This window comes from Paenibacillus turicensis (genome assembly GCF_017873435.1).
Lineage (GTDB): Bacteria > Bacillota > Bacilli > Paenibacillales > Paenibacillaceae > Fontibacillus > Fontibacillus turicensis.
The window spans coordinates 97,778-113,812 of the sequence record NZ_JAGGKG010000002.1; the positions used below are offsets into that span (position 1 = coordinate 97,778).

Here is a 16,035-nt window from a genome sequence, read left to right on the forward strand (position 1 = left end):
GAAAAATAATAAATTTTTTAAGGAATACATTTACATAATATATTATAAATGGTATTATAAACGTGAATACGCTTCCATTTTTTAACTACTCATACTACTTTTGTTTTGTCATGTTTTGTGCGCCGTAGTATGAGACTTAAGAGGAGGAGTGATACTAGATTTGAAAGGGTTTACAAATAAGAGATTTGCTTCTGAGAGAATAACTTAAATATGGATTTATTAGATCCAGCAAATTAATTAGGGAGATGAATATGAGATGAAGAAGAAAAGTTTAACTAAAGTTTTAGGACTGGCTTTGACCATTGCACTACTAGTACCAACTATGGCATTTGCTGCTCCTGAAGTACAGCCACTAACTGATGTTTCACCCACAGCGGCTAATCACAACATAACTCCAGCACCTTGGGGATATGATGGTTATCGCAATAATATTGCTCATGGTAATGTACAACAAATTTCCTATTATTCATCCACAGTAGGAAAGATGCGGAACGCAAATGTGTACACACCTCCTGGCTATAATCCTTCCAAAAAATACAACGTACTTTATTTGTTGCATGGTATTGGTGGGGACCAAAATGAATGGTTAAATGGGATGAACCCTAGAAATATTTTGGACAATCTATATTCTGAGAACAAATTGGAGCCAATGATTGTCGTATTCCCGAATGGCCGTGCGATGTGGGATGATCGTCCAGTTGGTGACATTTATGCAGCAGATAAAGTAGCTGCTTTTGAGAGATTTGAATTTGACCTAACCAAAGATCTTATTCCTTATATCGATTCTAAATTCCCAGTTCTCACAGGTAAAAATAATCGTGCCTTAGCTGGTTTGTCAATGGGTGGGGGGCAATCGTTGAACTTTGGTCTCAAACATTTGGACAAGTTCTCTTATGTTGGCGCGTTCTCTTCTGCACCAAACACGAAAGCAGCAAATCAACTCATTACAAATCCATCCTATACTGCTAGCCAATTAAAACTCTTATGGCTCTCATGTGGAGCATCTGATGGTTTATTATGGGTAAGCCAAAACTTCCACAATGCTGTAACTAGCATGAATGTTCCTCACCAATGGTTCCTAGATGTAGGTGGTCATGAAGGAAAAGTGTGGAGCAGCGGCTTGTATCACTTCGCTCAACGTATTTTTAAGTAATATTTAAGTAAATAGTTTGAATCGTAATAGAAACTGGGCGGAGAATATGTTGTTCTCCGTTCCAGTTTTTTATTATACTTTTAGTTATCTTCATATGTATTATAAGTGACTTCGTTGACAAAGAATGCTATTTTTATTAAAATTCGATATGGATAATAAGTTTAGATCGAATAAATCCTAACGAGAATATAGGAGCGATTATATTACCATCCTATATGTAGATTAGGATTTTTTTGTTTTTGCTTTTATCTTTTCTGTTTCACTATGGAGATTGGAGAATATTACATAAGTTGGAGGCTAGCTTTATTATGGACAATTGGTTCAAGCTGAAGGAAAGAGGTACAACGGTTTCAACAGAAATTATCGCAGGAATTACGACCTTTTTCACAATGGTCTATATCGTAATTGTAAATCCGGGAATTCTTAGTAGCACTGGGATGGATTTTAACGGTGTATTTATTGCAACAGTATTAGCAAGTATTGTCGGAACGCTTATTATTGGAATTGGGTCTAATTATCCTATCGTGATCGCACCTGGCATGGGACTCAATGCATTTTTTGCTTATAGTGTTGTAGCTGGGTACGGCGTATCTTGGCAAGTTGCACTTGGTGCAGTATTTATTGCAGGGCTTTTATTTATTGCTCTATCGTTGACATCTTTCCGTTATATGCTCCTAGATGCTATTCCTGCAACATTAAAGCATGCGATAACCGCAGGGATTGGATTGTTTATTACAACAGTAGGACTACAAAATGCAAAAATTATTATCGCTTCAGAATCTAATTTGATTTCTATCGGAAATTTAGCGGAGCCAATGACCTACCTAACGATTATCGGTTTAATTGTGACGGTTGTGCTAATGGCTTACAATGTAAAAGGATATTTATTTATAGGCATGGTCATTACAGCGATCTTGTCATGGATTATGGGGCTCTTTCAAATGCCGGCATCCATCCTATCCTTACCAAAGGGATTGTCATCCACTGCATTCGAGCTCGATATCGCTGGTGTTTTTTCAAGTGGTCTATATACGATCATCTTTACCTTTTTGCTGATCACGTTGTTTGATACAACAGGCACAATGCTTGGGGTAGCAGAACAAGCTGGATTACTTAAAGAAGGTAAATTCCCACGGTCACGTGGTGCTTTATTGGCAGATGCCGTAGGGACGACTACCGGTGCTTTGCTCGGAACAAGCCCTACCTCGGCTTATATTGAATCCAGTACAGGTGTTGCGGCAGGAGGAAGAACAGGCTTAACCGCAGTAACTGTAAGTGTGCTAATGGCCTTAACTTTATTTTTCACCCCCATTGTCAGCGTGATTTCAGGCATACCTGCAATTACTTCACCTGCATTAATTATTGTCGGATTTTTTATGATCAGCACGATAAGTAAAATTGATTGGAAGAACGTTGAAGAAGCTTTTCCTGCTTTTTTGATTATTATACTTACGCCTCTGACACATAGCATTGCAACAGGGATTGGTGTAGGGTTTATCTTTTATCCTGTACTTAAACTGCTTCGCGGAAAATATAAAGATGTTCATCCGATTTTTTATATTTTTGCTATTTTATTTTTTATTCAGCTCGTATTTCTAGATCACTAAAACCAAAACTAAAATAAAATGATGTATAAAAGGAGTACTGCTTGTAGAACGGTTACAGGTAGCGCTCTTTTTCGTGCTTGTTCATATTCAGTTCATATTGTCATCATGATGAGGACACAATGCTTAAGTATACTTTCACTATATTACAAGGCTTATATTACAAGCTAAGCTGGATATACAGATACTATAGCTATAGGAATGGAGAAGATGGATATGGAACAAGTGGAACAATTTAAAGGGAATCCAGAGAAGAAAAGCCGTAAGAAGTGGAGCTTATGGTTAAAAATAGTTGTAGGACTAGTGGGCACGATTGTCCTGTTTATGGTGACTTTATTTGTGGTTAATGCAATCAGTACAAGTGTTGAGAAAAAAAATATCGAGCAATATGGTCAATATGTCGATGTGGATGGCAAAAAAATGAATGTATCGATTCAAGGCAGCGGTGAGCAAACGATTGTTCTTCTACCAGGGCAAGGAACACCATCGCCAGTGCTTGACTTTAAATTGTTAATTGATGAATTGACCCCAGAATACAAAGTCGTGGCAATTGAGCCTTTTGGTTACGGTTTAAGTGATAAGACGGATAAGGAAAGAACAACCGAAAATATTGTCAGTGAAATCCACGAGGCTGTGCAGCAGTTAGGGATCAAACGTTATATTTTGATGGGGCATTCCATCACAGGCTTATACGGAGTACCCTATGTCAACAATTATCGTGATGAAGTTATTGCTTTTGTTGGTATCGATAGCAGTGTGCCAAACCAACCTGGTATGGATGTCAAATTACCACTGACTACAATGCAATTTATGCAAAAATCAGGTTTAATGAGATTAATCAAAAAAGTGAGTGACGATCCCTATAAATCAATGGCATTTGATGAACATACAAAAGAACAAATGAATTTGATTTCCAATCAAGTATCCAGCAATTCAACGTTGATTAATGAGCTAGAGCACCTTGGCTCCAACTTTAAAAATGGAGAAAAGGGAGTTTACCCACATGATTTGCCAGTGCTGCTTTTTGTTCAATCCAACAACGAACACAATCCGCAATGGGTTCCATTACATGAAGCACAGGCTAAGCAATCAGCACAGGGAAAAATGATCCCAATGGAAGGGTCACATTATCTGCACCATACAAAGTTCAAAGAAATTGCCCAAGAGTTTAAAGCTTATATGAAGGAAATTCAGAAATAATGCCAGGCTACAGTACACACTTCATAGTGGTGCTGTAGCTTTTTTTATCTAAAATTGAAACGTGAAACTGTAAAAGTGAGTCTACTCCGTTGATTCTAGTTATCAATTTGAATAAACGCCTTGAATAAACGAATGACTTAAGGGAGATAATTTACACAATAGTGTACCCTGAAAAATGTACGTTCTAACTCTTGACGAAACTAAATTAAGCAGGATATAATTAACATATGAATATTTGATCATATGTTAATTATCAGGGAGCTGAACGATTATGCAAGGTAATATAGCTACTGTAAAACGAAAAGTTATGTTAAAGGGTCTAGATTGTGCCAATTGCGCGATGAAGATTGAAAATGGAATCGAAAAAATTGAGGGTATTTCCTCATGTTCAGTGAATTATGCTAATGAAACATTGATGATGGAATTCGATGCATCAAAGGAAGTCGAAATTATGGATGCGGCTAAAAAGAAAGTTAAGCAGCTAGAGCCACATATCAAATTTATCGAACAGGGGAAGGGTAACTCTAGTTCTAGGAATGGAGGAGCTTTAACTCATAATAAGCCTCATACCCATGATCACTCAGACGCTAACCATCAGCATAGTCACGAACATAATCATAAGCATCACGATCATGGTGAAAGCAAGTCACATAATCATGACCATGCTGAAGATGACGGACATGGACATAGCCATGATCACGGTGACAGTAGCGTTCGAACAATGATGATACGGTTAATAGCTAGTGCTGCAATAGGTGCTGCAGCAATTCTTCTTTCCTTAAATAGTACAGTTGAACTTATGCTCTTTATCGTTGCTTATCTTATTATAGGTGGAGACATTGTTTTAAGAGCAGTTAAAAATATTATAAGAGGACAGGTTTTTGATGAATACTTCCTAATGTCAATCGCTACGATTGGTGCATTTGCAATAGGTGAGTATCCAGAAGGCGTTGCTGTAATGTTGTTCTATCAGGTTGGAGAACTATTCCAAAGCATTGCGGTTAATCGTTCACGTAAATCAATTAGCTCATTGTTAGATTTACGCCCAGACTTTGCCAATTTAAAAATTAACAATGAAAGTAAGCGTGTTAGCCCTGAAGTGGTTAAGGTTGGCGATATGATTATTGTTCGGCCAGGGGAACGGGTACCTCTTGATGGTAAAGTTGTAGATGGTAACTCGTCTATGGATACCTCAGCATTAACTGGAGAATCCGTGCCACGTGAAGTAGCTATTGGCGATGACATTTTAAGTGGATTTATTAATAAAAATGGGGTTCTAACTGTAGAGGTTACTAAGGAATTTGGTGATTCTACCGTTGCTAAAATTTTAGATCTTGTAGAAAATGCAAGTAGTAAAAAAGCAGAAACAGAAAAGTTCATCACAAAGTTTGCTCGTTATTATACACCAGTTGTAGTCATTGTTGCGTTATTGCTTGCAACGATTCCACCCCTATTAATTAGTGGCGCAACGTTCTCAGATTGGTTATACCGTGCATTAGTTTTCCTAGTTATTTCATGTCCGTGTGCACTCGTTATTTCGATACCACTTGGCTTCTTTGGTGGGATAGGAGCTTCCTCTAAAAATGGTGTGCTTATAAAAGGAAGTAATTACTTGGAAGGTCTTAATGACGTGAAGTATGTTGTGTTTGATAAAACAGGCACACTTACGAAAGGATCGTTTAAAGTAAATAATATTATTGCCACAGCACAATGGGCACAAGAGGACATTTTGAAATACGCTGCTTATGCAGAGATGCATTCTACTCACCCGATTGCTCAATCTATCCGAGAGGCTTATGGGCAACAATTAGATGAGCAGCTGATTTCGAATTATGATGAAATTTCGGGTCATGGTATTTCAGTTCACTTTGATAATAATGAAGTACTAGTAGGGAATAGTAAGCTAATGAAGTTAAAACAGATTCCTTTTTCTGAGCCTAAAGAGGTAGGAACGATCGTTCATGTCGCGATTAATACACAATATGCTGGTTATATCGTCATTGCAGATGAGGTTAAGGAAGACGCATCAAAAGCGATTCGGTTACTTAAACAGCTTGGTGTAAATAAAATTGTGATGCTAACTGGGGATAATAAAGCTGTAGGGGAAGATGTTGGCCGTAAATTAGGTGTTGACGAAGTCCATGCTGAACTGTTACCTCAGCATAAAGTAGAAGAGCTAGAGAAACTGGATGCTGCCAAGGGTCCTAAAGAAAAAATTATTTTTGTAGGTGATGGTATTAATGATACACCAGTATTAGCTCAAGCAGATATTGGTGTTGCAATGGGTGGCCTGGGATCTGATGCAGCGATTGAAGCTGCTGATGTCGTTATCATGACAGATGAACCCTCCAAGTTGGCTTCAGCAATGCAAATTGCTAAGAGCACCCGCCAGATTGTGTGGCAAAACATTATTTTTGCTTTGGGTGTAAAAGCTGTGTTCCTTATCTTTGGGGCATTTGGTATCGCAACGATGTGGGAAGCGGTAATTGGGGACGTTGGAGTCAGCTTAGTTGCCGTTCTTAACGCAATGCGTGTATTAAAAGTTAAACCAAATTTAGATTAATTGAACTTAGGTAATCTGTAGTATAAGGTAAACAAGTAGGACTGTTCCTAAGCCATGAGGGCTGGTAGGGACAGTCCTTTTTTTGTTAGTTGCTTATTCGTTGTTAAATTACTACTGTCGTACGCTTCAACAGCATTATGCGTGCTTCGTGTGCTGAAGTGTTTGCAAAAATATTTGTTCGATATGACTATCATCAAGTGAATAATACACTGTTTTTCCATCCTTGCGTCTTTTCACAATTCTAAGGTTCCGCAAATAGCGTAGCTGGTGAGAAACAGCAGATTGTCCCATTTCGAGCAGCACTGTTAAATCATGTACGCAAAGCTCTCTTTTTAGTAAGGCACTAATGATTTTGACGCGCGTTGGGTCACTAAAAGCCTTAAACCAATCCGCAAATTTCACCGCTTCTTGCTCATCAATAAGCTCCGCCTTGATCGCATCTAGGTCCACAGCTGCACCAGAGCAATTGACATCACATTCTTCGACTGTCTTTTGTATCATAAATGATCACCTTTCTGTTAGGCGTTGTCATAATTATATCAAAAACAAAAGCTAAACGGAAATATTACAATTAAGCGATTTCTATTGTCATCACAATAACATATAAGATCTCTATGGGCAAGACGCGGGGGATAATATCTTTTAAAAAAATATTCGTCTAAATGGTAACTATTTACATGGTGTCGATATTTCGATAAAATAAATACGTAATTACGTATTATTGGAGGTGCTAGTTATCAATAACGAAGAATTACGTATTGAAATTAACGAATTAAAAACACAAATGGCAGAATTAGAACGACTTGTTCGAAATTTTACGGCCAGTCGCCCTTATGTTGAGTCTCCGAAAGAAATTAATGAAAATAATAACAGGAATGAGGGGGATGACGAGAATTCTGTAGGTTACGTTTATTATGCTGGTCATTATCAATCCAATGGGCAATCATTGCGTTGGGAACCAAAACAAAGACAGTTAAAGCAGCTACTTAGTATAGGCAATGACAAAATTTCTAAAATACTCTCAGCTTTAGGCAGTAAACCACGTCTCGATATAATAACATCCATTCTTATAGAGTCACTTACAGGCGCAGAAATTGTAGAAAAATTAGGGTTGGGAACCACTGGGCAGCTATATCATCATTTAAAGGCATTACAAGGTGCTGACTTGTTAACACAGGACAAAAGCGGACGTTATACCTTGCCTGATCACCGTAAATTATCTCTACTTTTATTGCTATCAGCTGTAGTGGATATGTTAGATACGAGCGATTATTTAGATATGCTCGAAGTAAAAAATTCAGCAGGTTCATATCTTGGAGAAATAAGTAAGGATGGTTTTGATGCTAACTTACTTTTATGCGCAGTATTGGAGAATTCAGTACTCGAACACGTTGCTGGTTATGTAAATGAAGTTCATATTTTCTTACATCAACACGGTGCTGTAACCATTAGTGATAACGGGAGAGGGATACCCGTAAAAGCATTTCAAGACAACGATAAATCAACTGTTCAAACTATACTAACTGACATCGAAAGATTTAGCAGTGAGGCGCCATATCAGGTGCCTGGTGCGGAAAAAGGAATTAACATCGCAATCGTCAATGCTCTTGCATACAGTCTTACGGTTGAAGTCAAAAGGGAAGGTTATATCTATCGTCAAGATTATAAGCATGGTATTCCACAATCCGATTTTATGACGGTAGGTGTTACGAAATCTAATGGTACTAGTATAACCTTTAGACCTGATCCTGAAATATTTGTCAAAGGATTCGATAGGGATACACTTCATCAACAATTAGAAAAATTAGCTTTGTCGTATCCGAACTTGACTATTTATTTACATTGATAAGGGGGAGGTACGTTGTGACTGAGAGTATTTATACCAATGAGGATATTCTTTATATGCTAGATTCTTTATTAAAAGAACAAACTAAATTTAATTGGGATGTTTTCTATTCTGATCGTGCTAAGCCGATTCCTTTTTTCGTGAGTACTCCAGATGAAAACTTGGTTCAATATTTTAAGAATAGTTTTCTTACACCAGGAGGTACAGTTCTAGAACTGGGTTGTGGAGCGGGAAGAAACGCGATTTATTTTGCCAAACAAGGTTATGACGTCGATGCAGTAGATTTATCGAGTGAGGCTTTACAATGGGGAATTGAGCGAGCTAAAGAGCAAGGGCTCAGTATTAATTTTATTTTTAAAAACATTTTTGATTTAGATATTCAAAAGACAAAATACGATGTAATCTATGATTCTGGTTGTTTCCACCATATTGCTCCACATCGAAGGATTGATTATGTAAACCTGATTAATCGAGGCTTAAAACCAGGTGGGTTCTTTGGAATCACTTGTTTTGCTGAAAATGGTAATTTAGGAGGTTCTGATATTAGTGATTGGGAAGTGTATCGCCAGCGTAGTTTAAGAGGTGGACTTGGATATACACCTGAAAAATTAAAGATGATATTTAAAAACTTTCAAATTGTTGAAATTCGGAGAATGCGCGATTTTGAACAACCAAGTAATTGTTTTGGTAAATCAGGTTTGTGGGTAGCCTTGTTTGAAAAGAGAGTAGATTAATATCGCTAAAAACAAAAAACTACAGTATCTATAAGAGAATTCATCCAGTGTGGTACTGTAGTTTTTCTAGTGACTCCGAGCTAATGATTAAATGAGATCAGGTGCAATTTTACATACATATTCACAAAACTCGTATTTTGTACATATGTCCTTTTTATTTGATGATTAAATTCAAGTACCTTATTCTTTACAAACTTCTCCAGTCAGTGTCTGTTCTTCTGCTGATGACTAGATTGGCAGATAAAAAAATGGGACAGCCCCCTTTTCTTATCCCTTGATACTTATGATTAATTATAATGCTCCTCTATAGAAAGAATCATTTTATACTGTTCTACACATAATGTCACAATAAAAATATTCAGCTTGTTCATCTGTTTTTTTGAGTTCCATTAGTTGAGAAATACAATGTCTATGTTCATCCAAAACAGTTGTTAGTAGTTCTTCTTCTACTCTTTGGTATGTAGCGGAACCAACACGCAATAATCCATTTTGGAATGGCATGGGGAAATATTTATTCTTAAGAATATTTTAAGATAATTTACTAAAAATTCAAATTCCCTTTTAAAGCATCAAACATATACATTATATTTCCAAAAAAGCTGCCCGCTGGTATCAAATACCGGAATGGGCAGCCTCTTGTAATGATATAACCTGCTAACAGATTGAGTTACGCCAGCAACGCGCGAACACCTCACTAAGCGGGATAAGCGGACGGTTCAGTAGCTTCTCAAGATCGCAGCTCTCGATATTCAGTACGCCATCACGGATGGATGCCTGAACGTCAACGACGAAAGATTAAAATTCCTTATCGATCCTTCATGCACATAAACCATTATGAATCTAACTTTTTTGCTGCTTTTAATTAGATATTCCGTCGCGACGAAGAATAACTTCCTTCGGAAGAGCATGAGACAGAAAATGAACATAGCCGCAGGTTAAGCCATATCCCTGCATGGAAACGTGATCCAATCCCCCGGCTGGATCTTGCCCAGCCGAAAGGGTCCGCATGCTTCTGTTTACACTTTTACTTAGCCAGATATTCGATGAACTTTATAAAGATAGTAGCTACTTCAGCGCGGGTGGCGTTGGCTTGGGGGGCAAAAAAGTTGCCCGGCTTGCCCGAGACAATTCCGATGCCCTGCTGTGCCTGAACGGCCTTCAACGCCCATGAGCTGATCTGACTCTCGTCCGCGAAGGACTTCGATTGATTTTCAGGTATCTCATAGCCCTTGTACTTCATGTAATTGTACAGCATCACCAGCATCTGCTCGCGTGTAATCGGTGAATTGGGTTCAAACAGGTCTGCGTTTATACCGTTGACGATGCCGCTTTCGGCTGCCCACTCGACTGCCGCCGTGTACCACTCCCCATCCGCAACATCGCTAAAACGGGAATTCGTGTAGCCGGAGCGGTTGACGTGCTCAAGAGTGGCCAGTACCTGCACGTACATCGCACGCGTCATTGAGGTGCCCGGTGAGAACGTCGTAGACGTCGTCCCGTTGAAAAGACCGTAGGTGTAGACGGAGTTTACGTAGCTGTAGAACCAGTCGTCCATGTTTACATCCTTGAAAGGATTGCCAGACACCACAAGGAAGCCCAGCGGGGTGTCGTCATCGAGCACAAATACCGTACGCTCATGGATGTTCAGCGACATGCCTTTGTCTAAGCCGGCACTCGCACCGCCGTGTAGTGTCACTTCGGCGCTCTTGCCCGCCGGAATGGTCACCTTACCTTTTGAGTCAATAGTCGTGCCTTCGGGTACCTTAATCTTCGTCCCACCCTTGGTCGTAATCTCGCCGCCGCCGGGCAGGGTGGTGTTGCCGTTCTTGTCCGTGACCGCGGGCTTATCCTTCGGTGTGTTCACTGTGTAGGTCGGCTTCAACGATCCAGTGACTGTCCCGGTGCTCGTATTGCCGGTATTGCTCATATTGCCGGTATTGCTCATATTGCCCGAATTGCTGGTATTGCCCGTATTGCTGGTATTGCCCGTATTGCCGCTATTGCCACCAGAAGGATTGTGGACGCTCGTTTTTCTCTGCGCGAACATCCAATCAAAGACGTCAGTGTAGTCATTGTTCCAGGCCGGCAACTTAGAGGACTGCGCCGTAGGCTTGAGACTCCACTCCTTGTTGGAACCTACATTGGACAAAGTATCCGTGTACCCTGAAATATTGTTCCACAGAACTGAAGCTTCCATCTCATGGCCAGAAGGAATCCAATTGGTTCCATTAACAGGTGCTTCCGCCTTTGTCCATTGGTCATAAGGCCAAACGAATATTTCATTTCTGTCGATGAACGTGTGCCTAGCGTTGTCCAATAGGGGCATTATATTCGCTATATAAGTTTCCGCCCCTGTTTTTATTGTTGAAGAATCAGTTGTGTTCACGAATGACCAGTAGGCAAAGTTTTTAAGAGTTTCGGCTTGTTTCGCGTTGATTGATGGTGGAAAAGACATAGGTGCCGCGGCTGCGAGTAAATCGGGATATGTTGTCAAGAAAGTATTCGTATAAGCGGATCCCATAGAGAAGCCTGCCATGTAAATACGGTTGGGGTCAACAAGTCCCTTACTTACCAGATCATCGATATAAGCCTTTAAGGTAGCGGGTGTTGCCTGAACGTTGTTTTGAGCCCGCAAAGCGATGATATGACTGGCGTATTTAGCGTTCTTCTCCATTTTTTTCATAAGCGCGGTGGCTCCGTTGGCGGACCTGATGGGCGCAAAGGTATCCCCGTCCTGTGTACCGCCGCGGGTAGAACCGTGAGCGTAGATGTACAGGGGAAGCCCTTTTACCGGAACGTCGTTGCCGTCCTTATGAATATAGAGTCCATACTGCATCGCTTCCGCTTTGTCAATTTTGGGACCAACCTCAAATTTGTCGATGATTTCATTGACGGTACCTGACTGTGCGAAAGACGACTTAACAATGGCAGCCTTGCCATCAAGCTTGATATCGCCACTAGATACAATGTTGTAATTCTGGACGGTGGATTTGGATGCTTCCAAAGTGGACTGTCCGCCGGTTAACGTCCAAAATTCCAATTCTACAACGATGTAGCGGCCTTTAGTAAGTCCAGCTTGATAATCAGGGGAGTTCTCGTTCACACCCTTATACCCTCTGGGTCTAGGTTCGTCATTGACGTATACTCTATTGACAGTGCGTGTGCCTTGATATGCCGGGTCACCGTCCAGCAGAGTATTCCTCGCCGAGACTGTAAACATTTTTGAACTAAGGTCGGCACCCACAGCTTCATTTCCCGCACCCAGATCGATGATAACGGCTGTGGTAAATTCACCGGTGGCAAAGTTATCGTTGTATACGATAAAGTTAAATAACGTTGCAGCCGGATCGGGTTTGAAGGTAACATGGATTACCTTGTCATCGGTGTTCACGTTTTTCAAGGTATAGGTATTGTTTGCAATCTCTACAGATTCTCCATTTACAGTTACGGTATCCACGACATAACCGCCGATCGGAGTGAATGTAAAGGATTGGCTTCCGCCGTCAGCTACCCGAATCAAGCCGGATGGCGAGATGGTGCCGTTTAATCCTGCCGTGGCGTTAACGGGGTGTCTGGTTACCGTGGGGCTCCCAAGCAGCAGCAAGCTGTTCTTGAAGCTGTCAGAACTGCTATAACCCGCGTCGGGCTTACCTAAAGCGGATACAACCTCATAACGGTCATTCCCTGCAGCAGTTGAGTTATTGATGTACACATCAAACGTAATCGGGGAATTGCTCGTGAATTCAATGGTTCTTCTAGGTATCTTCACTTCCGCGATATACCCGGTGTCCGTTCGTGTAACTGAACCGTCGCGGCCCGCAGCGGCTTGACCTGAGAAAATACCGCTTGCACCAATACGCCACTGGTTTGAGCCGCTTTTTCCGTCACCGACATAAAATTCCACGCTGTCGGTCATGTACTCCGTGCCAGGCGTGTGACCGGTGCACACATTCGGGTCTGTAACCACAACGCGTGCATACAGGAAGTCTTCGTCCCACAATACTTTGGCTTTGCCGGTGGCCTTGGGGCCTATATTCTGGTCGGGTGCGCTACTGTTGTTGATGTCAAACGCCGCAGCTTGTTCCCACAGCTTGTCGTTTGTGCCGAGTACAGGTGAACCGTATCCGGCAACAGGCCGATGGTTTGCTGCGGTCTGCGCAAACATCCAATCAAAGACGTCAGTGTAGTCATTGTTCCAAGCCGGCAGGTTAGAGGACTGCGCTGTTGGTGCTATGCTCCACGTCCCCATTGTTATGTCATTGTAAAGAACAGCCGCTTCCACTTCATGCGCCACCGAATCACTCAGGGCAGGTGAATGGTTCGGATTCGGCTTCTGATTCGGCTGATCATATTGATTGTAAGGCCATACAAGAGCCTCATTGCTCTCAAAGCGCGAAGCTCTCGCGTTGATCATTTTCGGCATATTGGTCGTTATGAAGTTAGCGAGGTTAGTCTGGTATACTCCAACGTTATACTCATTGATAAACATCCAATAGGCCAGGTTGGTGTGAACGTAGTTGGCGTTCGCGTTCGGTGAGCCGCTTACCGGAGACATAGGTGCGGCGGACGCGAAGAAGCCGGGATAAGCGTTAACTAAGCTGTTCGTATACTGACCGCCCCATGAGAAGCCCGCCGCGTAAATACGGTTAGGGTCTACTGCACCGCTGGCAACCAGGTCGTCTATAACCTTCTTAACATTGGCTGTAGAGGGAGTACTCGTGCCATTATAGGAAATATTCAGGATATGGCTGGCGTATTTATCGGGATATTTTTCCATTTTTTTCATCAGAGCGACCGAGCCGTTCGCGGATTTCATGGCCGCTTTTGGGTCAGTCGCAGCGCTTGTGCCACCGCGTCCCATGCCGTGGGTATAGACATACAGCGGCAAGCCCCGCGACACCTCACCGTTTCCATCCTTGTGAAGGTAGAGTGCGCGATTGACCGAATTGCCCGTAGGTGCTGTAAATTGGTCAAGGATCGGATTCACAACTTTTTCCTGTTCAAAAACTGCGAACTTAAGCCGATCTCCTTCTGTCAGTACGAGCTCGCCGTTTTGGACGACGCTGTAAACCTGTTTTGTTGAGTTCATATTGCCATCCAGCGTGATATTGCCGCCGCTCTCTGAATAAAATTCAAACTCAACTACGATGTAACGTCCGCTTTCCAGTCCGTCCTCATAATCCGGTGAACGGCTTACCGTCCCCAGATAGCCGCGTACCTTCGGTTCGTCATTGGCGTATACCCTAGTGATCTTGCGCGTCCCTTCAAAGGTTACCGAGTCGCCGTTCAGGGTAGTGTTCCTAGCCGAGACGGTAAACAAGTCCGGATTAAGCTTGGAGCCTTCCACTGCCTTCCCTTCGCCTAAGTCAATGATGACAGCCGTCGTATACTCGCCACGGGCGAAGTTGTCATTCCATACAATAAAGGGGAGCAACTCCGCGGTCGAATCATTTTTGAATGTCACTTGAAGGGTATGGTTAGCGGCAACATTTGAAAAGGTATAAGTGCCATCATCGGATAGAGCCGCGTCCTCTCCGTCTACCTTTACGGTATCTACAATTTTGCCGTAATCGGGGGTAACCGTAAAGGTTGTGTCTGAGCCGCTGGCTATTCTCAGAACATTGCCGGGTGCGTTCGGCGTTATCCGGCCGCCCGATTCCGCCGTGGCGGTGATTGAGAATCTGTCGTCCGCTCCACTAGCGGCAATGAGATTCAGGCTGTTTGTAAAAGAAGCAGAATTGTTGTAAGCCGCGTCCGGAGTTCCGAAACAGGAAACGACTTCATAGCGGTCACCGCCCTTTTCCGACGAGTTATTGATATATACTTCAAAGGTAAACGGGCCTGCCTGCAAGTTCAAGCTTCTTTTCGGTATTCTCATCTCCACGATATATCCTGTGTCTGTGATCTCAGTCCAAGCAGCTCTGCCCGGAGCGTTTTGCCCTGAGAACACGCCCGTCGCGCTGATGCGCCATTGATTCGCGCCTTGGGTTCCAGCGCCGGCATAAAACTCCAGGCCGTCATACTGATAATAATTGCCGGGTCCCTGATATAGATTGCTGTCCTGCACGACTACGCGGGCATACAGGTAGTCTTGGTCCCAAAGGATCCTGGCTGTGCCTGTGGAATGGGGCCTTGGGTCGCCGGGCACAGTGCTTTTGTTGATGAGATGCTCCATTGTCAGGGCCCACAGCGGGTCGTCTGACCCAAGTTCGGGTGTTCCAAAAATGGCGGTCGGCATTTCATTTGTCTGCAAGCTTGTAAGAGCTGTAGAACTGCTGTCGCCATTAAGTGCTTCTGTATACTCGTTGTTGTCAGTGGCGGCGGCAAAGCTGGTAGGAATTAGTGACGCCACCATTAGCAAGCAACAGAGGAACGCTAGCACTCTGCCAAATCGTTTTGACATCATTGAAAATCCTCCTTTTTTTCGATCCGTGTACCCACGGCTTACCCATATCGTAAACACCAAGGCTTCAACAGCTTACTTCATCGTAGTGGATATAATAGCGCTTTCATAATTTCCCTCTCCATAAATTTGTTGTTATTTCACCCTATGCAAAATTTCACAATTTATTCAAGTATCAATCTACAGTGTTGTTATCGAATGTTTATAGTTTCGCTTGGGACGAGATCCAGTTTATTTCAGCGAAAATCTGAAAGCTTCTCTTCGTCCATGGTAGCAATGTTTTGTCCATCTATTGTAATCTCACCAGAGGTAGGTGTATCAATAGTCGAAAACATATTCAGCAGGGTCGATTTTCCCGCTCCAGATGGGCCCATGATGCCAACATATTCTCCTTCTTCAATGCTTAGATTAATGTCTTGCAATGCAGTATACTGATTTTCTTTCGTACCAAAGATTTTGTTTACCTTTGTTGATTTCAGTATGATTTTCATGTTGTCACTCCTCGTGAATTAAAGATAAGTCCACTTTACAC

Annotated in this window: 9 protein-coding genes and 1 pseudogene; 6 read left to right on the plus strand and 4 right to left on the minus strand. The window is 42.0% G+C overall.

Annotation, left to right across the window (positions count from 1 at the left end):
- The first annotated feature begins 256 nt into the window (after positions 1-256).
- The 4 genes from J2Z32_RS02815 to J2Z32_RS02830 all read left to right on the plus strand — a co-directional run bounded on the left by J2Z32_RS02815 (position 257) and on the right by J2Z32_RS02830 (position 6,520).
- Positions 257-1,153 (plus strand): alpha/beta hydrolase, encoded by an 897-nt coding sequence (locus J2Z32_RS02815; RefSeq protein ID WP_210087646.1) that lies wholly within the window; start codon positions 257-259, stop codon positions 1,151-1,153.
- Positions 1,154-1,461: 308 nt separating this feature from the next.
- On the plus strand, positions 1,462-2,760 hold the full coding sequence (locus tag J2Z32_RS02820; protein ID WP_210087647.1) for an NCS2 family permease: 1,299 nt from the start codon (positions 1,462-1,464) through the stop codon (positions 2,758-2,760).
- A gap of 213 nt (positions 2,761-2,973) precedes the next feature.
- Positions 2,974-3,957: an alpha/beta hydrolase gene (locus tag J2Z32_RS02825; protein WP_210087648.1), complete on the plus strand. Its 984-nt coding sequence runs from the start codon at positions 2,974-2,976 to the stop codon at positions 3,955-3,957.
- 271 nt (positions 3,958-4,228) lie between these two features.
- Positions 4,229-6,520 carry a heavy metal translocating P-type ATPase gene (locus J2Z32_RS02830; RefSeq protein WP_210087649.1) on the plus strand — a complete coding sequence of 764 codons (2,292 nt, stop codon included), beginning with the start codon at positions 4,229-4,231 and terminating at the stop codon, positions 6,518-6,520.
- A gap of 135 nt (positions 6,521-6,655) precedes the next feature.
- Here J2Z32_RS02830 and J2Z32_RS02835 read toward each other — a convergent pair whose 3' ends face one another.
- Positions 6,656-7,021, minus strand: a complete 366-nt coding sequence (locus J2Z32_RS02835; RefSeq protein WP_210087650.1) for an ArsR/SmtB family transcription factor — start codon at positions 7,019-7,021, stop codon at positions 6,656-6,658.
- Between the two features lie 226 nt (positions 7,022-7,247).
- Here J2Z32_RS02835 and J2Z32_RS02840 point away from each other — a divergent pair, with 226 nt between their 5' ends.
- Positions 7,248-8,366, plus strand: a complete 1,119-nt coding sequence (locus J2Z32_RS02840) for an ArsR family transcriptional regulator (protein WP_342453906.1) — start codon at positions 7,248-7,250, stop codon at positions 8,364-8,366.
- A gap of 17 nt (positions 8,367-8,383) precedes the next feature.
- The gene (locus J2Z32_RS02845) at positions 8,384-9,100 is read left to right on the plus strand and encodes a class I SAM-dependent methyltransferase (protein ID WP_210087651.1); all 717 of its coding nucleotides are present in this window, start codon (positions 8,384-8,386) and stop codon (positions 9,098-9,100) included.
- Positions 9,101-9,958: 858 nt separating this feature from the next.
- Here J2Z32_RS02845 and J2Z32_RS02850 read toward each other — a convergent pair.
- The 3 genes and pseudogenes from J2Z32_RS02850 to J2Z32_RS02860 form a co-directional block, all read right to left on the minus strand.
- Entirely contained in the window at positions 9,959-10,108 is a 150-nt protein-coding gene (locus J2Z32_RS02850) for a hypothetical protein (protein WP_210087652.1), read from the minus strand.
- Between the two features lie 16 nt (positions 10,109-10,124).
- The gene (locus J2Z32_RS02855) at positions 10,125-15,506 is read right to left on the minus strand and encodes a sugar-binding protein (RefSeq protein ID WP_210087653.1); all 5,382 of its coding nucleotides are present in this window, start codon (positions 15,504-15,506) and stop codon (positions 10,125-10,127) included.
- Positions 15,507-15,742: 236 nt separating this feature from the next.
- Positions 15,743-15,994: pseudogene (locus J2Z32_RS02860) on the minus strand (ATP-binding cassette domain-containing protein); the annotation flags it as partial.
- Positions 15,995-16,035: the final 41 nt, after the last annotated feature.